General features: G+C 72.3%; 21 protein-coding genes, 1 tRNA gene and 1 pseudogene. 10 read left to right on the top strand and 13 right to left on the bottom strand.

Features of this window, described 5'->3' with window-relative positions:
• Positions 1–615, top strand: coding sequence for a MerR family transcriptional regulator (locus tag ABD981_RS23715; RefSeq protein WP_046906988.1), 615 nt, complete (start codon positions 1–3; stop codon positions 613–615).
• A gap of 20 nt (positions 616–635) precedes the next feature.
• On the opposite strand, the gene ABD981_RS23710 is transcribed toward ABD981_RS23715, so the two are convergent.
• Complete coding sequence (locus ABD981_RS23710) at positions 636–1,439, bottom strand: exodeoxyribonuclease III (RefSeq protein ID WP_046906920.1); 804 nt, start codon at positions 1,437–1,439, stop codon at positions 636–638.
• Positions 1,440–1,489: 50 nt separating this feature from the next.
• On the opposite strand from ABD981_RS23710, the gene ABD981_RS23705 reads away from it, so the two are divergent.
• Together ABD981_RS23705 and ABD981_RS23700 are read left to right on the top strand one after the other, a co-directional pair.
• Positions 1,490–1,981 carry a GNAT family N-acetyltransferase gene (locus ABD981_RS23705; RefSeq protein ID WP_046906919.1) on the top strand — a complete coding sequence of 164 codons (492 nt, stop codon included), beginning with the start codon at positions 1,490–1,492 and terminating at the stop codon, positions 1,979–1,981.
• A 194-nt stretch (positions 1,982–2,175) separates the two neighbouring features.
• On the top strand, positions 2,176–2,916 hold the full coding sequence (locus tag ABD981_RS23700) for a class I SAM-dependent methyltransferase (RefSeq protein WP_046906918.1): 741 nt from the start codon (positions 2,176–2,178) through the stop codon (positions 2,914–2,916).
• A gap of 94 nt (positions 2,917–3,010) precedes the next feature.
• On the opposite strand, the gene ABD981_RS23695 is transcribed toward ABD981_RS23700, so the two are convergent.
• The 7 genes and pseudogenes from ABD981_RS23695 to galU all read right to left on the bottom strand — a co-directional run bounded on the left by ABD981_RS23695 (position 3,011) and on the right by galU (position 8,414).
• Positions 3,011–3,084, bottom strand: a tRNA-Ala gene (locus tag ABD981_RS23695).
• Positions 3,085–3,180: 96 nt separating this feature from the next.
• Positions 3,181–4,261 (bottom strand): annotated as a pseudogene (sepX, locus tag ABD981_RS23690) (divisome protein SepX/GlpR).
• A 155-nt stretch (positions 4,262–4,416) separates the two neighbouring features.
• Positions 4,417–5,034, bottom strand: coding sequence for a GNAT family N-acetyltransferase (locus tag ABD981_RS23685; protein ID WP_046906916.1), 618 nt, complete (start codon positions 5,032–5,034; stop codon positions 4,417–4,419).
• A complete protein-coding gene (locus ABD981_RS23680; RefSeq protein ID WP_240495163.1) occupies positions 5,031–5,627 on the bottom strand; it encodes a MogA/MoaB family molybdenum cofactor biosynthesis protein in 597 nt (198 codons plus the stop codon). Before ABD981_RS23680 ends, ABD981_RS23685 begins: the two co-directional genes overlap by 4 nt.
• Positions 5,624–6,109 (bottom strand): cyclic pyranopterin monophosphate synthase MoaC, encoded by a 486-nt coding sequence (gene moaC / locus ABD981_RS23675; RefSeq protein WP_046906915.1) that lies wholly within the window; start codon positions 6,107–6,109, stop codon positions 5,624–5,626. Before moaC ends, ABD981_RS23680 begins: the two co-directional genes overlap by 4 nt.
• 57 nt (positions 6,110–6,166) lie before the next feature.
• On the bottom strand, positions 6,167–7,510 hold the full coding sequence (gene glp, locus ABD981_RS23670; protein WP_046906914.1) for a molybdotransferase-like divisome protein Glp: 1,344 nt from the start codon (positions 7,508–7,510) through the stop codon (positions 6,167–6,169).
• 4 nt (positions 7,511–7,514) lie between these two features.
• A complete protein-coding gene (gene galU / locus ABD981_RS23665; protein WP_046906986.1) occupies positions 7,515–8,414 on the bottom strand; it encodes a UTP--glucose-1-phosphate uridylyltransferase GalU in 900 nt (299 codons plus the stop codon).
• A 126-nt stretch (positions 8,415–8,540) separates the two neighbouring features.
• Between galU and ABD981_RS23660 the strand changes: the two genes are divergently transcribed.
• Positions 8,541–9,122 (top strand): 5-formyltetrahydrofolate cyclo-ligase, encoded by a 582-nt coding sequence (locus ABD981_RS23660; protein ID WP_123954353.1) that lies wholly within the window; start codon positions 8,541–8,543, stop codon positions 9,120–9,122.
• 25 nt (positions 9,123–9,147) lie between these two features.
• Here ABD981_RS23660 and ABD981_RS23655 read toward each other — a convergent pair whose 3' ends face one another.
• Positions 9,148–11,862 carry a penicillin acylase family protein gene (locus tag ABD981_RS23655; protein ID WP_046906912.1) on the bottom strand — a complete coding sequence of 905 codons (2,715 nt, stop codon included), beginning with the start codon at positions 11,860–11,862 and terminating at the stop codon, positions 9,148–9,150.
• Positions 11,863–12,086: 224 nt separating this feature from the next.
• Here ABD981_RS23655 and ABD981_RS23650 point away from each other — a divergent pair, with 224 nt between their 5' ends.
• The 6 genes from ABD981_RS23650 to mscL all read left to right on the top strand — a co-directional run bounded on the left by ABD981_RS23650 (position 12,087) and on the right by mscL (position 17,853).
• Entirely contained in the window at positions 12,087–13,646 is a 1,560-nt protein-coding gene (locus ABD981_RS23650; RefSeq protein WP_123954343.1) for a potassium/proton antiporter, read from the top strand.
• A gap of 243 nt (positions 13,647–13,889) precedes the next feature.
• A complete protein-coding gene (locus tag ABD981_RS23645) occupies positions 13,890–15,164 on the top strand; it encodes an MFS transporter (RefSeq protein WP_046906910.1) in 1,275 nt (424 codons plus the stop codon).
• Positions 15,165–15,232: 68 nt separating this feature from the next.
• Positions 15,233–15,559 carry an FmdB family zinc ribbon protein gene (locus ABD981_RS23640; protein ID WP_046906909.1) on the top strand — a complete coding sequence of 109 codons (327 nt, stop codon included), beginning with the start codon at positions 15,233–15,235 and terminating at the stop codon, positions 15,557–15,559.
• Positions 15,560–15,635: 76 nt separating this feature from the next.
• A complete protein-coding gene (locus ABD981_RS23635) occupies positions 15,636–16,478 on the top strand; it encodes an S-methyl-5'-thioadenosine phosphorylase (protein WP_046906908.1) in 843 nt (280 codons plus the stop codon).
• Positions 16,479–16,695: 217 nt separating this feature from the next.
• On the top strand, positions 16,696–17,253 hold the full coding sequence (locus ABD981_RS23630) for a hypothetical protein (protein WP_046906907.1): 558 nt from the start codon (positions 16,696–16,698) through the stop codon (positions 17,251–17,253).
• A 111-nt stretch (positions 17,254–17,364) separates the two neighbouring features.
• Positions 17,365–17,853 (top strand): large conductance mechanosensitive channel protein MscL, encoded by a 489-nt coding sequence (gene mscL, locus ABD981_RS23625; protein WP_046906906.1) that lies wholly within the window; start codon positions 17,365–17,367, stop codon positions 17,851–17,853.
• Positions 17,854–17,872: 19 nt separating this feature from the next.
• Here the strand turns inward: mscL and ABD981_RS23620 are convergent, their stop codons facing one another.
• From ABD981_RS23620 to ABD981_RS23605, 4 genes are all read right to left on the bottom strand, one after another.
• Positions 17,873–18,088: a hypothetical protein gene (locus ABD981_RS23620; RefSeq protein WP_046906905.1), complete on the bottom strand. Its 216-nt coding sequence runs from the start codon at positions 18,086–18,088 to the stop codon at positions 17,873–17,875.
• Between the two features lie 84 nt (positions 18,089–18,172).
• Entirely contained in the window at positions 18,173–18,592 is a 420-nt protein-coding gene (locus ABD981_RS23615) for a hypothetical protein (protein WP_046906904.1), read from the bottom strand.
• Positions 18,589–19,257: a QcrA and Rieske domain-containing protein gene (locus ABD981_RS23610; protein ID WP_046906903.1), complete on the bottom strand. Its 669-nt coding sequence runs from the start codon at positions 19,255–19,257 to the stop codon at positions 18,589–18,591. The genes ABD981_RS23615 and ABD981_RS23610 overlap by 4 nt, the downstream gene beginning before the upstream one ends.
• Positions 19,254–19,853, bottom strand: coding sequence for a 4Fe-4S dicluster domain-containing protein (locus ABD981_RS23605; RefSeq protein WP_046906902.1), 600 nt, complete (start codon positions 19,851–19,853; stop codon positions 19,254–19,256). The genes ABD981_RS23610 and ABD981_RS23605 overlap by 4 nt, the downstream gene beginning before the upstream one ends.
• Between the last annotated feature and the right edge of the window lie 7 nt (positions 19,854–19,860).

Here is a 19,860-nt window from a genome sequence, read left to right as displayed (position 1 = left end):
ATGACCGACCTCGCCGAGGCCGCCGGCATCACCGTGCGCACCCTGCGGTTCTACCGCGAGCGCGGACTGATCCCGCCGCCCCGCCGCGAGGGCCGCATCGCCTGGTACGACGAGCGCCACCTCGCCCGGCTCCGGACGATCGCCGCGCTGCTCGACCGGGGTCACACCCTCAACGGGATCGCCGACCTCACCGCCGCCTTCGAGTCCGGCCGCGACGTCGGCGAGGTCCTCGAACTCGGCACCCCCACGGAGGAGGAGCCGGTCCGCCTCACCCCCGAGGAGCTGGCCGACCACTTCGCCGGGGAGGTCACCCCGGAGAACCTGGCCGCCGCCCTGGACCTCGGCTACCTGGCGACGGACGGCGAGGACATCGTCCACGTCAGCCGCCGGCTGCTCGACGTCTCGGCGGCCCTGGTCCGGGAGGGCGTCCCGCTGGCCGCCGTACTGGAGGCCGGCGGGCGGGTCCGCGAGCACGCGGAGGCACTCGCGGAGCTCTTCACGGAGCTGCTCGGCACGTACGCGGCCGAGGGGGACCTCCAGCGGCTGCGCCCGCTGGCCAAGAGCGTGGTGGAGGCGGAACTCTCCCTGGCCCTGGACCGCCGCCTGCAGCCCTGACCCCGCCCGTCGACCGGCCCCTACAGCTCGTAGACGGCGGTGACGGGCGCGTGATCGCTCCACCGCTCCTCGTGGGTGGCGGCCCGCTCGACGTACGCCTTGACGGCCCGCGCGGCGAGTCCGGGCGTGGCGACCTGGTAGTCGATCCGCCAGCCGCTGTCGTTGTCGAAGGCGCGCCCGCGGTAGGACCACCAGGAGTAGGGGCCCTCCTGGTCGGGGTGGAGCGCCCGGACGACGTCCACGTACCCGCCGTCGCCCTCCTCGAAGACCCGGCCGAGCCACTCGCGCTCCTCGGGGAGGAAGCCGGCATTCTTCCGGTTGGCCTTCCAGTTCTTGAGGTCGGCCTCGCGGTGGGCGATGTTCCAGTCGCCGCAGACGACGACCTCGCGCCCGTCGGCGGCGGCGCGCCCCCTGAGCTCCTTCAGGTACGGCAGGAACTCGCCCATGAAGCGGATCTTCTCGTCCTGCCGCTCGGTCCCCACCTCGCCGGACGGCAGGTAGAGGCTGGCGACGACGACACCGGGCAGGTCCGCCTCGATGTAGCGCCCGCTGCCGTCGAACTCGCTCGACCCGAAGCCGACGCGCACGGCGTCGGGCTCACGCCGGGTGTAGAGCGAGACGCCGGCGCGCCCCTTGGCGGCGGCGGGCGCGTGGGCGGTGAACCAGCCCTCGGGGGCCCGGACCTCGGCGGGCAGCTGGGCCTCCTCGGCGCGCACCTCCTGGAGGCAGACGGCATCGGCCGAGGTCTGGGCCAGCCACTCGACGAAGCCCTTCTTGGCGGCGGCCCGGAGTCCGTTGACATTCGCGGTCGTGACAGTGAGCATCCCGGGAGAATACCGACACCCACGGGCCGCATACATGTACCATACACCGCATGGATATACGCCCCACGCCGTACGACCACCCCGACGCGGTCAAGCTCAACGACGCCGTGCAGCTGGAATACGCCGAGCGCTACAAGGACGACGACGGCGAAGGTGAGGGCGACCTCACACCCCTGGACGCCACCATGTTCGCCCCGCCGCAGGGCCTCTACCTGATCGCGTACGCCCCCGAGGGCCACCCGGTGGCGACGGGCGGCTGGCGCTCGCAGGAGGCGAACGGCGAGGGCTACGCGGACGGCGACGCCGAGCTGAAGCGGATGTACGTGATCCCCGAGGCCCGCGGCCTGGGCCTGGCCCGCCGCATCCTCGCCACCCTGGAGGCCGACGCCCGCGCGGCCGGCCGCACCCGCATGGTCCTGGAGACGGGCACGGCCCAGCCGGAGGCCATCGCCCTGTACACGTCCAGCGGCTACGCGCCCTGTCCGAAGTTCGGCTACTACCGCGACTACCCGAACAGCCGCTGCTTCGCGAAGCGGCTCTGACCCGCCCGGGGGGCGCCCCCGCCCCCTGGACGATCCCACCAACCCCCCTCCCGGCCACCGGAATCCACACGCCTCACCCCCTCGTCGATCTTCGGACCTTCCGTCAGTTCAGCCTCCGGCCACCCGGCGGAAGACTCTCCGCCAGAGGCCGCGGCCTGTCCGGGCCGACGCCCACGACTGAGGGGAACCGCACGATGAGCGGTCAGCTGTACGACGAGATCGGCGAGGCGTTCGAGGGCTTCAAGACCCTCCCGCTGGCGCGCTACGGCGAGGTGCCCGGCTTCCTCGCCCTGGTGGGCGACGTCCGGGGCAAGTCGGTCCTCGACCTGGCCTCCGGCACCGGCTTCTACAGCCGCGAGTTCAAGCGCCGCGGCGCCTCCCACGTCCTCGGCGTCGACATCTCGGGGGAGATGATCGCCGCCGCGCGTTCCCTGGAGGACGCCGACCCGCTGGGCATCTCCTACGAGGTCGGCGACATCGCCGAACTGCCCGCCTTCGAGGAGCCCTTCGACCTGGCGGTGGCGGTCCAGGCCTTCAACTACGCCGACGACGTCGCGACCATCGAACGGATGGCCCGCGCCGTCCACCGCAGCCTGGCGCCCGGCGCGGAGTTCTTCCTCTTCGTGCAGAGCCCCGAGTTCCGCTTCGGCGGCCCCTCGCTGGCCAAGTACGGCTTCCTCTGCGAGCCGACCGGCGCGGAGAACGAGGTCGGCCCCCAGATCCGGCTCACGGCCCTCCTCGACCCCCCGATCTCCTTCACCGCCCACCCGCCCCGCCGCGACGTCTACGAGGACTCCCTCCAGGCCGCCGGCTTCACCGAGCTGACCTGGGTCCCCCTGGAGATCTCCCCCGCGGGCCTCGACGCGTACGGCAAGGACTTCTGGACCGACTTCACCGACAACCCCGCCCTGACGATGCTCCGCTGCCGCGCCTGACGGAACCACCGGGCCGGACCTCCGGTTCCGGCCCGGCCCCGGCAACGCAGAAGTCCCGCCCGATCTTTCGATCGGACGGGACTCCCGTTGTCTGTGGACCTGTGGGGATTTGAACCCCAGACCCCCTCGATGCGAACGAGGTGCGCTACCAGACTGCGCCACAGGCCCTTGCGACGTGTGAAACATTAGCACCCCGACCGGGGTAGTTGGAAATCCGCTCCCCCGCAGGTCAGCCGGGGGCCGTCGCGGGCCCCCGGCGAGGGGTCATTCGTTGGCCGCCCGGGGGCGGTCGTCGTCCGCGTACTGGTCGAAGAGCGGGGTGCGGCCGTGGTCCCGGCGGGCACGGGGCTGGGCCGTGCGCTGGCGGGGGGGCCGGGGCGGGCGCCGGGGCCGGGTCCGCCGCCGTGGAGGAGCGGGCCGCGCTCCAGGTCTCGGGGTCCGTGATGTCGACGCCGCCCGAGGCGCGCGGGGCGACCGGGGCGGTGACGTAGGTCGGGAGCGGGACCGGGACCGGCTCCCAGCTGTCTCCGCGGGCCGGGCCGCGGTCGCGCTGCTGGTCCACCCACTCGGCGTGGTCCGTCTGCTCCACCAGGGCGCGCCGGCCGGCCTCCTGCGGGGAGACGGCCGGGGCGGGCTCCGGGACCTCGGAGGGCTCCGGCTCGGGCGTCGGGGTGGGGCGGCGGCTCTCGCGCAGGCGGGCGGCGGCGGCCTCGGCGTTGCGGCGGTCCATCACGTAGACGAAGCGCCGCCGCTCCTGGACGCGCAGGTACACGATGTACGCGCTCAGGAGCACGGCCGGGACGCCGGGCGCCCACAGGAAGGCGAGGCCGCCGACGGCCGCGACCACCGCGCCGAGGGTGAAGGCCAGGAAGAGGAGCACCGTGGTGCGCCGGCGCCGGGCCAGGGCCTTGCCCCGGCGGGCCCGCTCGGCGGCCGCGCTCGGCGCACGCCGGGCGGACGCGGGGGCGGGGGCCGGGGCGGGGGCGGATGCCTGGGCCTGGGGCTGGGGCGCCGGGGGCTGGTCCGGGTCCGGGAGCTCCAGGCGGGCTTCCGTCCTGGCCGCGGGCGCGCAGAAGCCCCGGACGTCGACCGAGCTCAGATGCTCCGTCGCCGCGTCCGGGTCCACCTCGGGCGCCACTCCCTCGGCCGCACGGTCCCTGCCCTTGAGCTCCTTGGCGTACCGGCGCTCCATTCCCGCCCGTCCGGACAGCAGCCGGATGGCGGTGCTGAAGCGTTCCGTCGGACGGGCTTCGTTCAGCTCGTCCTGCCTGCGGAGCCACATCGGCACCAGGTAGGCGGCCCAGGCCCCGACGATGACTGCGTAGATGAGGCCGCTGCTGCTCACGCCTCACACCGTAGAGGGGTTCGCACGGAGGCATCGGCCAATTGGGCCGGTGTGTCGCACGATCTGGCTGATATCACTGAATTTTTTTGTGATTGTTCAGACCGATTGAGCGCTTTGGGTGCCAACTGAGGATGAAATTCGAACACTTATGGCAATTAGTGGTGCTGCCGCCTCGCCTGGTGCCAGCGGCGCAGCAGCCCCTCCGGAACCTCCTCCGCCGTCAGCGCGAAGACGAGGTGGTCCCGCCACGCGCCGTCGATGTGGAGGTAGCGCGGACGCAGCCCCTCCTCGCGGAAGCCCAGCTTCTCCACGACCCGCCGCGACGGTCCGTTCTCCGGCCGGATGCAGACCTCCATCCGGTGCAGCCCGACCGTGCGGAAGCAGTGGTCGACCGCGAGCGCGACCGCCGTCGGCATGACGCCCCGGCCGGCCACCTCGCTGTCCACCCAGTACCCGACGTGCCCCGAGCACATCGAGCCCCAGGTGATCCCCGCGACCGTCAACTGCCCCACCAGGCGCCCCTGGTACTCGATCACGAACGGCAGCATCCGCCCCGCGTTCGCCTCCGCCCGCAGATGGCGCACCATCTGGCGGTACGTGGGACGCTGCGCGACCGGACCGCCCGGCCCGGGCGGCGGGACGGTCGCCTCCCAGGGACGCAGCCAGTCGCGGTTGCGCCGGTTCACCTCGCGCCAGGCCCGCTGGTCGCGCATCTTTATCGGGCGGAGCAGCACGTCGCCGTCCACCAGGACCACGGGCCAGGACGGGATCATGACTCCGGGCCCGCTTCCGGCGCGGGTCTGGGGTGGTCGCCGCCGCGGATCTGGTCGACGGCGTGCAGGAGCAGCGGCTCCAGGACGGCGAGCCCGTCCCGTACCCCGCCGGTCGAGCCCGGCAGGTTCACGATCAGCGTCCCGGCGGCCACCCCGGCGAGGCCGCGGGAGAGCGCCGCGGTCGGCACCTTCTCCCGGCCGTACGCCCGGATCGCCTCCGGGATGCCCGGGATCTCCCGGTCCAGGACGCGGCGGGTGACCTCGGGGGTCTCGTCGGTGGGCGAGATGCCCGTACCGCCGGTGGTGACGATCGCGTCGTAGCCGGCGGCGACCCCGGCGCGCAGCGCGGCCTCCACGGGCGCGCCGTCCGGGACGACCTGCGGGCCGTCCACGGCGAAGCCCAGCCCGCGCAGCGCCTCGGCGATCAGCGGGCCGCCCTTGTCCTCGTAGACCCCGGCCGCCGCCCGGTTGGAGGCGGTGACGACGAGGGCCGCGTACGGGGCGGTGAGGGCGCCACCGGCGAACGCCGCCGGAGGACGCGGCGCCTCGTGCCCGGAACCGTGCCCCGGTCCGTGCCCGTGGGCCCCCGTCACGCCTCGCCCCGCGTCCAGTGGCCCGACTTGCCGCCGGTCTTCTCCTCGACCCGCACCTCGGAGATGACCGCGCCCTTGTCGACCGCCTTCACCATGTCGACGACGGTCAGCGCCGCCACCGACACCGCCGTCAGGGCCTCCATCTCGACGCCCGTGCGGTCCGTGGTCTTCACGGTCGCCAGGATCTCGACCGCGTCGTCCGCGACCGTCAGGTCGAGGGTGACCCCCGAGACGGCCAGCGGGTGGCAGAGCGGGATCAGGTCGGGGGTCTTCTTCGCGCCCATGATCCCGGCGATCCGGGCGGTGGCGAGCGCGTCGCCCTTCGGCACGCCCTCGCCGCGCAGGAGCTCGATCACCCGCGGCGAGACGAGGACGCGACCGCTGGCGCGGGCGGTGCGGGCCGTGACGTCCTTCGCGGAGACGTCGACCATGCGGGCCGCCCCCGCCTCGTCGATGTGGGTGAGTCCTTGCTGCGTGCTCATGGCGGTGACACTCCCGGTCGCTGTGTGGGACGACACGGTACCCCCACCTGGGCCTCCTCAGCCGAGGAGGACCACGTCCAGCTCGGTGCCGGGCTCGACGGCCGTCACCTCCTCCGGTACGACGAGCAGCGCGTCCGCGTGCGCCAGCGCGCCGATCAGGTGCGAGCCGGCTCCGCCCACGGGGGTGACGCTGCCCGAGCCCGCGTCGTACGTCCCGCGCAGGAACTGGCGGCGCCCGGCCGGAGAGGAGAGCGCCCGGTCCGCCTTGAGCTCCGCCCGGACCGTGGGCCGCGCGGTGTCGGGCCGGTCGGCGAGGCCCATCAGGGCGCGGATCGCGGGCCGCACGAACAGCTCGAACGACACGTACGAGGAGACCGGGTTGCCCGGCAGGGCGAGCAGCGGGATGTGGTCCGGGCCGATCATGCCGAAGCCCTGCGGCTTGCCCGGCTGCATGGCCAGCTTGCGGAAGTCGACCTCGCCGTCCGCCGTGAGCGCCTCCTTCACGACGTCGTACGCCCCCACGCTGACCCCGCCGGTGGTGACGATCAGGTCGGCCCGGATCAGCTGGTCCTCGATCGCGGCCCGCAGCGACTCGGCGTCGTCCGCCACCGCGGGGACGCGGAAGGCGAGCGCTCCGGCGTCGCGCGCGGCGGCGGCCAGGGCGAAGCTGTTGGAGTCGTAGATCTGCCCCTCGGCCAACGGCTCGCCGGGCTGCGCCAGTTCGCTGCCGGTGGAGAGCACGACCACGCGCGGGCGGGGCCGCACCCGCACGGTGCCCCGGCCGATCGCCGCGAGCAGGCCGATCTGCGGCGGCCCGAGGACGGTGCCCGCCGCGAGGGCCAGCTCACCGGCCCGGACGTCACTGCCGCGCTCCCGGACATGGGCGCGGGCCTCGGCCGCGCGGTGCACGCGGACCTCGCCGGCCGCGCCCTCCGGGGCGGCGCTCGCGGGGCGCATCGAACCGGCCGCTCCCCCGCCCGTACCGCCGTCGGTCCACTCGACCGGGACGACGGCCTCGGCGCCGGGCGGCAGCGGGGCGCCGGTCATGATCCGGGCGGCCTGTCCCGGGCCGACCTCGGGCAGGCCGTCCGCGCCGGCGGCGACGTCGCCGACGACGGTGAGGACGGCGGGGAACTCCTCGCTCGCCCCGGCCACGTCGGCGACCCGGACCGCGTACCCGTCCATGGAGCTGTTGTCGAAGGGCGGCAGCGCGACCGGCACCGTGACGTCCTCGACCAGGACGCAGCCCTGGGCCTCGGGCAGTTGCAGCTCGATGGGTTCGAGCGGGGCGACCGCCGCCAGGACGTCGGCGAGGTGCTCGTCGACGGACCACAGGCCGCGGGCGGGGCCGGCGCAGGGGTCGGACGGGCCGTGGTCCGACGGTGCCGTACTGCTGCTCACGGTGCTACATCTCCTCGCTGACGTATCTGCGGAGCCAGGTCCGGAAGTCCGGCCCCAGATCTTCACGTTCGCACGCCAGTCTGACAATGGCACGCAGATAGTCCCCACGATCCCCGGTGTCGTAGCGCCGGCCCTTGAAGACCACGCCGTGCACCGGGCCGCCGGCCCGCTCGTCCTGGACCAGCTTCTGGAGGGCGTCGGTGAGCTGGATCTCGCCGCCGCGGCCCGGCTCGGTCTCCCGCAGTATCGCGAAGACGGCGGGGTCGAGGACGTAGCGGCCGATGACCGCGTAGTTGCTGGGCGCCTCCGTCGGGAGCGGCTTCTCCACCAGGCCGGTCACCTTGACCACGTCCGACTCGCCGGTCGGGCCGACCGCCGCGCAGCCGTAGAGGTGGATCTGGGAGGGCTCGACCTCCATCAGCGCGACGACGCTGCCGCCGAAGCGCTCGCGTACCTCGACCATGCGCGCGAGGAGCGGGTCCCGCGGGTCGATCAGGTCGTCGCCGAGCAGGACGGCGAACGGCTCGTCGCCCACGTGCGGGGCCGCGCACAGCACGGCGTGGCCGAGACCGCGCGGGTCGCCCTGGCGCACGTAGTGCATGGTCGCCAGATCGCTGGACTCCTGGACCTTCGCGAGGCGTTGCTCGTCCCCCTTGCGGGACAGCGCCTCCTCCAGCTCGTAGTTCCGGTCGAAGTGGTCCTCCAGGGGCCGCTTGTTGCGGCCCGTGATCATCAGGACGTCCGAGAGTCCGGCCGCGACGGCCTCCTCGACGACGTACTGGATCGCCGGTTTGTCCACGACCGGAAGCATCTCCTTGGGCGTCGCCTTGGTCGCCGGGAGGAACCGGGTGCCGAGACCGGCGGCCGGGATGACAGCCTTGGTGAGTGACGGCGTCTGAGTCATGCGCTGCACCATAGCCGTTCGGTATGGGAGGAAGATGAGCCTCCCGTGAGCTTTCTTAAGCTCGTACCGCTACCACCCGATACAAGAGGAATTCGAGCCGCGTTGAGCCAGGATCCGGGTACGGAACTGTCCGAGAAGACCGTCTTGCGCCGCGCACTCCTCGGCGCCCGAGCCGAGTTGACGCCCGAGGACACCGCGCGGGCCGCCGGGCTCCTCGCGGGGTCCGCGCTGGAGCTCGCCGAGCTCGCCGGGGCGGGGACCGTCGCCGCGTACGTCTCGGTGGGGCGCGAGCCCGGCACGCGCGCGCTGCTCGACGCGCTGCGCGAGCGGGGCGTACGGGTCCTGCTGCCGGTGCTCCTGCCCGACAACGACCTCGACTGGGCCGTCTACGAGGGCGCCGAGCGGCTCGCCAGGGCCGGCCGCGGGCTGCTCGAACCGGTCGGCGAGCGCCTCGGGCCCGAGGCCGTGTGCGCGGCGGACGCCGTGCTCCTGCCGGGGCTCGCCGTCGACGCGCGCGGCATGCGGCTGGGGCGGGGCGGCGGCTCGTACGACCGGGTCCTCGCCCGGCTCGCGCGGGCGGGGGCGCATCCGGCCCTCGTCGTGCTCCTCTACGCGAACGAGGTGGTCACGCGGGTCCCGGAGGAACCGCACGACCACCCCGTGCACGCGGTGGTGACCCCGGAGGGGGTCCGGCGCTTCGCGCCCTGATCCGCCCCGAAGGGCGGACCACGGCTTACGGCTGGAGCGTCAGGGTGTCCTTGGTGGCGGAGTCGACCGCCGCCTTCCCGTAGGCCCAGTCGAGCAGCTCGCCCTTCACCCACTTGTCGGTCTGATCCGTGTAGTGGCTGTTGAACGCGTGGCCGGAGGCGCCGGTGAGGTTGATCCAGCGGGACCTGTCCCAGTCGCCGACGTTGACGACCATCCGCATCGACGGGACCCAGATCACCTCGTAGCCGCCGGCCGCGTTCCAGCCGGTGGCGTCGACGGCCGCCTCGCCGCCGCCCAGGTTCCACGGGCCTCGGTTCAGCAGCGACTGCACGAAGCCGGGGCCCGCGGTGCCGAGCGTCTGGTTCTTCAGCGTGAGCTGGTGCAGGCGGCCCCAGCTCCAGGTCGAGACGTCCTTGCCCAGCTTGGCGGTGAGCTCCCAGCGGGCGTCCTTCATGGCCTGCGCGAGCAGCTGGTCACGGGTCTCGGTGGGGGCGTTGAGCCGGTCGCCCGGCGTCTTCCACCAGTCGTTCTTCTCCTGCTTGAGCAGCGGGCGGACCACCTCGTACCAGCGGTCGCCGCCGTCCGGCTGCGCCGAGTCGGCATCGCGCTCGCCGCACTCGCGGACCAGCTTGTTCTGCTCGTCGACCGGGCTGGTGGCGTCGGCCCGGCGCACGTTGATGCACTCGCCCTCGACGCGCAGCTCCTTGGGCAGCTTGTCGCCGAAGGCCAGCTTGAGGACGTTGCGCCAGACCGCGTTGAAGTACGCGGCGGCGGCGGAGTCGGGCTCCTGGGTGTAGTCCCAGCCCTCCAGCAGCTTCTGCGCCTCACGGACCTGCGGGTCGGCGACGTCGATCTTCAGCAGCAGCGGGTTGAGCAGGGTCGCGATCTCGCTGCGGTTGTCCATCTGCATGGTCTGCATGTCGTCCGGCGAGATCTTGCCGCCGTCCTTGATCTTCGACTCGATGAGGTCGTTGATCCGCTGGCTGCGCGAGCCGTAGCCCCAGTCCTTGGTGAGGAGGTAGGGGTACTTCTTCTCGTCGATGACGGCCTGGTTGGCGGTCACGACGTAGCCGCGCGCCGGGTCGTACTCGTAGGGCAGCTCGGCGAAGGGGATGTAGCCCTTCCAGCCGTACGAGGAGTCCCAGCCGGGCGCGGGCAGGGTGCCGTCGCCCTTGGCGCGGACCGGGATCTTGCCGGGCGACTGGTAGCCGATGTGGCCCTCGGTGTCGGCGTAGATCATGTTCTGGGACGGGACCTCGAAGTCCTTGGCCGCGGCGCGGAAGCCCTTGAAGTCCTTGGCGCGGTTGAGCTCGAAGACGGCGTCCATCGACTTGCCGGGCTGGAGCGCGGTCCAGCTCAGCGCGACCCCGTAACCGGTGCCGCGGTCGGGGGCGGCGTTGCCGACGGGGGCCTTCTGGCCGACCTTCTCCAGCTCGGTGGAGCGGTCGGAGACCAGCGGGCCGTGTTCGGTGGAGCGGACCGTGATGGTGCGGTCGCCGCCGCCGGCGACCTTGATGGTCTCCTCGCGGGTCCGGAACGGCTTGGTCTTCCCGTCGACGACGTAGCCCTGCTCGCCGACCTTCTCCAGGTAGAGGTCGGTGACGTCGGCCCCGAGGTTGGTGAAGCCCCAGGCGATGGAGTCGTTGTGGCCGATGATCACGCCGGGGGTGCCGGAGAAGCTGTAGCCGGCCACGTCGTAGCGGCAGGTCGCCGAGACGGAGCGGCAGTGCAGGCCCATCTGGTACCAGAGGGACGGCAGCATCGGCGCGAGGTGCGGGTCGTTGGCGAGCAGCGGCTTGCCGGAGGTCGTGTACTTCCCGGAGACGACCCAGGAGTTCGAGCCGATGCCGTTGCCGTTGGGGCCGATCAGCGCGGGGATCTCGTCGAGGGCGTCGGAGAGCCTGGCGAGCTGCGTCTGGGTGCCGCCGAGCGCGTCGGCGCCGCTGCCGCTCCCGTCCTCGTGGGCCTCGGCCTTGGGGTCGAACTTGCCGGTGATCTTGTCGACAGCGCCCTTCGGCACGATCGGCTGGTGGAGCTCGTACGGGTAGCCCGGGTAGAGGTCCTTGATCTGCTGCGAGCTGAGCCGGCCGGCCATCAGCGAACGGTCGATCTCGTCCTGCATGTTGCCGCGCAGGTCCCAGGCCATCGCCTTGAGCCAGGCCACCGAGTCGACCGGGCTCCACGGCTCGATCGTGTAGTCGTTGGTGAAGGCCAGGGCCGCGTACTCGACGGAGATGTCCGACGGGTCCCGGTCCTTGAGATAGGCGTTGACGCCCTCGGCATAGGCCTGGAGGTTCTTCTTGGTGTCCGCCGACAGCACCTTGTCGTACTCCTGCTGCGCGACCTGCCGCCAGCCGAGCGTGCGGAGGAAGGCGTCGGTGTCGACCTGGCTCTTGCCGAACATCTCGGAGAGGCGGCCGGCCGTCATGTGACGGCGGACGTCCATCTCGTAGAAGCGGTCCTGGGCCTGGACGTAGCCCTGGGCGCGGAAGAGGTCGGCCTCGCTGTCGGCGTAGATCTGCGGAACGCCGTAGGCGTCGCGCTTCACCTCGACCGGTCCGGAGAGCTTGTCGATCCGGAGGGTGCCGGTGGTCTGCGGGAACGAGCCCCGGACGGTGCTGACGCCCCAGTACGCCCCGTACCCGATGCCCGCGACCAGAGCGAGGACCAGGACGAGGACGATCAGGCGGGCACGCCGCCCCTTCTTCTTGGCGGGGGGCGCGGTCGTGTTGGAGGGCATCGCTGTCCTTCGAGGGGCAGGGTGGTCCTGGAGTACGGGAGCAACCTTAGGCGCAGCGTCCGGAGGGCCCGGACGCGGAGTCAGGAAGAGAACCGTACTTATACGCACGGTTGTGCGATGTAACACCAAGGAGGCGTCAAGAAAACGTTAAAGATTAGGTAAGGTAACGAAGTAACCGGCGCTGGAGGAACGATCCAGCTGCACGTGAGGGGAAGGATCGGCCACTGACTGTCCACCAGCTCAACGAACTCCTGCTCATCTGCTCGCTCGTACTGCTCATCGCTGTCGCGGCGGTGCGGATCTCCTCCCGGAGCGGGCTCCCCAGCCTGCTGCTCTATCTCGGGATCGGGGTCGCCATAGGGCAGGACGGCATCGGCAACGTCGCCTTCGACAACGCCGAACTGACCCAGGTGATCGGCTACGCCGCACTCGTGGTGATCCTGGCCGAGGGTGGCCTGGGCACCAAGTGGAAGGAGATCAAACCCGCGTTGCCCGCGGCGGTCGTACTGTCGACCGTCGGCGTCGCGGTGAGCGTGGGCATCACGGCCTCGGCCGCGCACTACCTCGTCGGCCTGGAGTGGCAGCAGGCCCTCATCATCGGCGCCGTCGTCTCCTCGACCGACGCCGCCGCCGTCTTCTCCGTGCTCCGCAAGGTGCCCCTGCCCTCCCGGGTCACCGGCGTCCTGGAGGCCGAGTCCGGCTTCAACGACGCCCCCGTAGTCATCCTCGTCGTCGCCTTCTCCACCGTCGGCCCCGTGGACGCCTGGTACCTGCTCGTCGCCGAGATCGCCCTGGAGCTCGCCATCGGCGTCGCCGTCGGCCTCACCGTCGGCTTCCTCGGCGCCTACGGACTGCGCCACGTCGCACTGCCCGCCTCCGGCCTCTACCCGATCGCCGTCATGGCCATCGCCGTCGTCGCCTACGCCGCCGGCGCCATGGCCCACGGCTCCGGCTTCCTCGCCGTCTACCTGGCCTCGATGGTGCTCGGCAACGCCAAGCTGCCGCACGCCCCGGCCAACCGCGGCTTCGCCGAGGGCCTCGGCTGGATCGCCCAGATCGGCATGTTCGTCCTGCTCGGCCTGCTCGTCACCCCGCACGAGCTCGGCAACGACTTCTGGCCGGCCGTCGTCATCGGCCTCGTCCTCACCATGGTCGCCCGCCCCATGGAGGTCTTCGTCAGCCTCCTTCCGTTCCGCATCCCCTGGCAGGAGCAGGCCCTGATGTCCTGGGCCGGCCTGCGCGGAGCCGTGCCGATCATTCTCGCCACCATCCCGATGGTCTCCGGGATCGAGGGCAGCGAGCGGATCTTCAACATCGTCTTCGTGCTGGTCGTCGTCTACACCCTGGTCCAGGGCCCGACCCTGCCCTGGCTGGCCAAGGCCCTCAAACTGGGCGACTCGGCCGAGGCCGCCGACCTCGGCGTCGAGTCCGCCCCCCTGGAGCGGCTGCGCGGCCACCTGCTCTCGGTCGCCATCCCGGAGAAGTCCAAGATGCACGGCGTCGAGGTCGCCGAGCTCCGGCTGCCCGCCGGGGCGGCCGTCACCCTGGTCGTCCGGGAGGACGCGAGCTTCGTGCCCGGCCCCGCCACCGTGCTGCGGCGCGGCGACGAGCTCCTCGTCGTCGCCACCGACCCGGTACGGGACGCCACCGAGCGCCGGCTGCGCGCGGTCGGCCAGGGCGGCAAGCTGGCCGGCTGGCTCGGCACCGGCGGCGCCACCGCCGTCGCCGCCACCGAACGCCACCGGGGATCCCTTCCGAACCCCTTCCGGCGAACATCCGGTTAATCGCAGGCATTAATTCAGGTGCGGGGGCGTTTTCCCAGGCGGGAAGACGCCCTTCCCTGTACCATGAAGGCACACTTGATCGAACCAACTCTGCCTGACGCAGAGCTGGCGCGACCGTATGGCGGCCGCTGCCCTCCGTGTGGGGCCCGGTATCTACCGCAGTTCCGCGCATGAGGACAGCTCTCGGCGATACCCGCACCACCGTGCACGGGCCCGCTACCAGGCGGCAGAAAGGCATGGACCGTGGCGTCCACGGTCTCCGAGAAGCGGCCCGGTTACGGCCAGCTGCTGCGCACCCCTGGAGCTCTCTCCTTCCTCCTGCCCGGCTTCGCCGCCCGGCAGCCCTTCGCGATGCTGACCATCGGCATCGTGCTGCTCGTCCAGCACACCACCGGCTCCTACGGCAGCGCCGGCGCCGTCGCCGCCGTCACCGGCGTCTCGATGGCCATGTTCGCCCCGCAGACCGGCAAGCTGGCCGACCGCTTCGGCCAGCGGGCCGTTCTCATCCCCGGCGTGCTCGTCCACGCCGCCTCGGTCTCCCTCCTCGTCGTGCTGGCCCTGGCCGGCGCCCCGATGTGGGCCCTGTTCCTCGCGGCCGTCCCCGCCGGCGCCTCGGTGCCGCAGGTCGGCCCCATGGTCCGGGCCCGCTGGGCCGCCAAGCTGGACGGCAAGCCGCTGATGCCGACCGCGGCGGCCTTCGAATCGGTCACCGACGAGTTCACCTTCGTCGTCGGCCCGGTCCTCGCCACCGCCCTGTGCACCGGCGTGCACCCGGCCGCCGGCCTGATCGCCGAGGCCGCCCTCACCCTGGTCGGCGGCCTGTTCTTCGCCGCCCAGCGCAGCACCCAGCCCGCCTTCGGCCTGACCGCCGCCGGCCTGACGGACGGCGAGCCGCACCGCTCGGCCCTGTCCATCCCCGGCGTCCGGGTCCTCGCCATCGCCTTCCTGGGCATCGGCTCGGTCTTCGGCGGCATGCAGGTCTCGCTGACCGCCTTCAGCCAGGAGATCGGCAACCCCGGCGCCAACGGTCTGCTGTACGGCATCTTCGCCGCCGGCAACATGCTCGCCGGCATCGCCATGGGCGCCGTCGCCTGGAAGATCGGCCCGCGCCGCCGGCTGATCCTCGGCTACGTCGGCCTCACCATCGCCGCCTCCCTCCTGTGGACCACGCACTCCGTCCTGCTGCTGGGCGCCCTCGGCCTGGTCGTGGGTCTGTGCATCGCCCCGGCGCTGATCACCGGCTACACGATCGTCGAGACCCTGGTCCCCGCCACCTCCCGCACCGAGGCCTTCACCTGGCTCACCGGCGCCGTGGCGCTGGGCCAGGCCGCCGCCGTCACCGTCGCCGGCCGCCTGGCCGACGCCCATGGCGCGAGCACCGGTTTCCTGGTGCCGATGGCGGGCACCGTGCTCGCCCTCGCCACCCTGCTCGCCCTGCGCTCGCGGCTTCAGCCGCGCGCGCAGGTCCGCGTCGCCGCGCGTGGCATCGGTCACCGAGTTCCCGTGACGGTGGACTGAACCGGCGGAATACGTCACTATGGATCGTCGTTAGCACTCGATGAGTGTGAGTGCCAGGAGGAAGACAAGTGCCGACCTACCAGTACCAGTGCACCGAGTGCGGCGAGGGCCTCGAGGCGGTGCAGAAGTTCACGGATGACGCTCTGACCGAGTGCCCGAACTGCAAGGGACGCCTGAAGAAGGTGTTCTCGGCAGTCGGCATCGTGTTCAAGGGCTCCGGCTTCTATCGGAACGACAGCCGCGGCGCGTCGTCCAGCAGCTCGCCGGCCTCGTCGAAGTCCTCTTCGTCGTCGTCCTCCACTTCGTCGTCTTCGTCGTCGACCCCCGCGTCCTCGTCTTCGTCCTCCTCGGACTCGAAGCCGGCGGCCTCGTCGAGCTCCACCTCGGCGGCCTGATCCACCTTTCCCGCGCTGCCCTGCCGATTCCGTCGGCAGGGCATTTCGCGTTCTCCGGGCGGCTAGGGTGACCGCCATGACGAGCGACGTGTTCGCGGACATCGGCGTGATCGGCGGCTCCGGGTTCTACTCCTTCCTGGACGATGTGACCGAGGTGCCGGTCGACACCCCGTACGGCAGCCCCAGCGACTCCCTCTTCCTCGGCGAGCTCGCCGGACGACGGGTCGCCTTCCTCCCCCGGCACGGCCGCGGCCACAGCGTGCCGCCGCACCGGATCAACTACCGCGCCAACCTCTGGGCCCTGCGCTCGGTCGGCGTCCGGCAGGTCCTCGGGCCCTGCGCGGTGGGCGGCCTGCGCGAGGAGCACGGCCCCGGCACCCTCGTCGTGCCCGACCAGCTGGTCGACCGGACGAAGACCCGCGCACAGACCTTCTTCGACGGGGAGCCACGCCCGGACGGGGCCGTCCCGAACGTGGTCCACGTCAGCTTCGCCGACCCCTACTGCCCCGACGGACGCAGGGTCGCCCTGAAGGCCGCCCGAGGTCAGGGCTGGGAACCCGTCGACGGCGGCACGATGGTCGTCGTCGAGGGGCCGCGCTTCTCCACCCGCGCCGAGTCGCGGTGGCACGCGGCCGCGGGGTGGTCGGTGGTCGGCATGACCGGCCATCCCGAGGCCGTCCTCGCACGGGAACTGGGACTCTGCTACACCTCCTTCGCACTGGTGACGGATCTGGACGCGGGCGCGGAGACGGGGGACGGCGTCTCGCACTCCGAGGTACTGCGGGTGTTCGGCGAGAACGTGGGCCGGCTGCGCGATGTGCTCTTCGACGCGGTGGCCGCGCTCCCCGCGACGACCGACCGGGACTGCCTGTGCACCCGGGCCCACGACGGGTGGGACCTCGGGATCGAACTGCCCTGATCTCGCGGCGGGGTGAGGAAGGCGCCGTGAGGACCGGACGGACTCAAGCGTCGCGGACGCCGCCGCAGGACGGCAATCGCTCGCGGGGGTGAGGAAGTTGTCCACAACGGGCCGGCTGTCCACAGGCCGGAGCGGGATCACGGCGAGAGCGGGATGGTGAGTGCGGTTCGCCGGACGGTCCGGCGGACGGCTCACCTCACGACGGGCGGTATCCGCGATGACCTCGGACTCCTGCTTCCCCCACACCCGCACCTCGGTGCCCGCGCCCTGCGGTGTCCCACCGTTCGATCCGCTGCGCGTGCGCGGCGGCAGGCTCCGGCTGCGTCGGGCGCTGCGGCGCAGGCGGCGTGCTCCCGCCGCGGTTCTGGCGGTGACGGCCGCCACGCTCGCCGCCGCCGGCGTGGCCGGGGCCGACGACCTGGTGGCCCAGCCGCAGCCCCGGCCCGCGGCGCAGGAGCGGCACCGGCCGCCGGCCGTTCCGCTGGTGTCGGCCCCGGTGCGGATCGCCGACGCGGAGACCGTCCGACTGCTCAGGCCCGGCGACCGGGTGGACGTGATCGCCGCGCCCGGCATGACGACGGTCGGGGTCGGCGGAGGCAGCGGGGGAAGCGAGGCGCGAGTGGTCGCCTCGGGCGTCCGAGTGGCCGAAGTACCCGGCCCGGGTGAGACTCGTTCGGACGGTGGGGCGTTGGTCGTCCTGTCCGTTCCACGGCCGACGGCGGTGGCGCTCGCCGGTGCGGGCATGACGTCCCAACTGGCGGTGACGCTGTGCTGATTCGCACTGACGGCCTGTCAAGTCACCGTCCCGTGTGTACGGATTGGACGCCTCTGCGTCGCTCGCGGCGTAATGGCTCCGCACACTGCACACGAGACGAAGGGCACCACGGTGAGCGCGAAGAAGGAAAGCGTGCTGGAGGGCTTCAAGGCCTTCCTCATGCGGGGCAATGTCATCGACCTGGCCGTGGCGGTCGTCATCGGTGCCGCGTTCACCAACATCGTGAACTCGGTGGTGAAGGGCATCATCAACCCGATCGTCGGCGCGTTCGGCACCAAGGACCTGGAGAGCTACAAGTCCTGCCTCAAGGCTCCCTGCAAGATCGTGAACGGCGAGATGCAGGGCATCCAGCTGGAGTGGGGCCTGGTCCTCAGCGCCATCCTCAGCTTCATCATCACCGCGGCCGTCGTCTACTTCCTGATGGTGCTGCCCATGGCCAAGGTGCTGGCCAAGCGTGCCGCGCACGACAAGGCGAAGGAAGGCGTCCAGGAGACCCTGGAGGTCAGCGAGCTGGAGGTCCTCAAGGAGATCCGCGACACCCTGGTCGCCCAGCGGGGTCCGTCCTCCGGCGCGGGCACCGGGGCGCACCCCACCTCCTGACCGGCGGCTCGCGTCGGCGTCAGAGGTGGTGCGGCGGCTTCTCGTCGAGGAAGCGCGCGAGGTCGGCGGCGCTGTCGCCGCCGGCCGGAGGCCGCTCGCCCCATCCTCGGTCCGTGTCGTCCGCGGACTGCTGGTCCAGCGGATCGTCGAAGATCAGTGCCGGCCTGGGTTGGGGATCGGGTCGGGAGTCGGACTGCTTCGCTGCTCGCGGTCCGGGGGCGGGGGCGGTGCTCATGTCTTCAGGGTACGCCGGGATCACCTCCCCGTACCGGGCGTCCCCGCCGGATCCGCGGCGCTCAGCGGCCGGCCGGTGGCTGCGTCAGCGGTCCTTCGGGTCGAGGAGCCACAGGCCGAGGACGACGAGGAACGACAGGACCAGGAAGCCCGCCCCCCACCAGGCGGTCCCGGTGTTACCGGCCATCCACTCGTCGACCACGATCGTCAGTCCCCACAGCTGGCCCACGACGACGGTGAGGGCCAGCACCAGGCGGGCGGTGAGCCTGGAGGAGCGTTCCGGCTCCTGCTCGGTCCCGGCACCCGGGCCCGGACCGGTGTTCCGGATCCGGGGGTCGCCGTAGCCGCTGGTGGGGCGGATCTGGGGGTAGCGCTCGTGGACCGGGCGGTTGAGGCGCGGCTGGGCGCTGCCGGGGGTGTAGGCGGGCCGGGGCGGGAGGTCCTGCGGGGGCTCGGGCCGGTGGCCCGGGGCGGCCGGGTCCTTGGGGAACGGGGTGTCGGTCATGTCCGGCGGCTCCTCTCCAGGGTGCTGCCGAGCGGGCTGCCGTTTCCGGCGCCCGGGCAGCCGAGGCGGCCTGCGAGGTCGGGGCGGCTGTCGCCGAGCTGGCGGCAGAGGCCCTCCTGGGCGCTCTCGCCGGAGCGGGTGGTGCCCACGGCCCAGACGCTGCCGTCGGCGTCCTCGACCAGGAGGACCTTCGGCAGCGGCCGGGGCGGCGGGCCCGCGGTCACCTCTCCGGTGCGGGCGTCGAAGATCCCCTCGTGGCAGGGGCAGTACAGCTCGCCCTCGCTCCCCCGGTCCTTGCGCCAGAGGACCGCACAGGCCAGGTGGGTGCAGACGGCGGAGTAGCCGGCGAGGGTGCCGTCCTCCAGGCGGACGGCGACGGCCCGGTCCTCCTCTTCCGGGTAGCGGAAGGCGATGGACTCGCCGGGCGGGATCTCGTCGGCGATCTTCTTGGGCTGCGGGGCTCCGTCGCTGTCGCCGTGCCGGTGCAGGATGCCGGAGGCGACGCCGATGCCGCCGACGGCCAGGCCGCCGGAGACGGTGGCGACGATCCGCAGGTAGTCGCGGCGGGTGGTGAGGGAGTCGGCGGAGACACGGTCGCGCAGGGCGGCCTGGGCGGCGTCGGGTGCTTCGGCGCCGCTGTCGGAGGGCTGTTCGGTGAGGCTCATCGGACGTCCACTCCGTTGACTTCGACGATGGGCAGACCGCCGGGGACCGGCCATTGGACCTTGTCGGCGGGGACGACCATCGCCACGCCGGTGGAGACGGTGGTGGCGCCGAAGGTGAAGGAGTCGGCGACCTGGACGCCGGGGCGTTCGGCACGGAGCTCGTCGAGGGTGCCGTAGAAGAGGGCGCCGGTGGGGCAGACGGTGGCGCACATGGGGGCGAGGCCGTAGGCGGTGCGGTCGTAGCAGAGGTTGCACTTCATCTGGAGCTTCGCCTGGAGGTCGATCTTCGGTACGCCGAAGGGGCAGGCGTTGACGCAGTTGGCGCAGCCGATGCAGCGGCTGGTGTCGGCCTGCTGCACGACGCCGTCGGCGGTGACCAGGATGGCGTCGGCGGGGCAGACCTCGGCGCACGGGGCGACGGGGTCCTCGCAGTGCATGCAGACGGTGGGGAGGGAGGCGACGGAGCGCCCCTCGTCGGGGTAGTCGAGGTGGATCATCGACTTGCCGCGGTGCGAGTCGCATTCGCGGCAGGCGGAGACACAGGCCTGGCAGCCGATGCAGCGGCCCGGGTCGATGAAGATGGTGCGGCCCATCATGTGCGGC

Origin of the sequence: Streptomyces showdoensis, assembly GCF_039535475.1 — a bacterium.
In the GTDB taxonomy this organism is placed as follows: domain Bacteria; phylum Actinomycetota; class Actinomycetes; order Streptomycetales; family Streptomycetaceae; genus Streptomyces; species Streptomyces showdoensis.
Note: the sequence above shows the minus strand (reverse complement) of the source record. Positions and strands in the feature narration are given on the sequence as shown.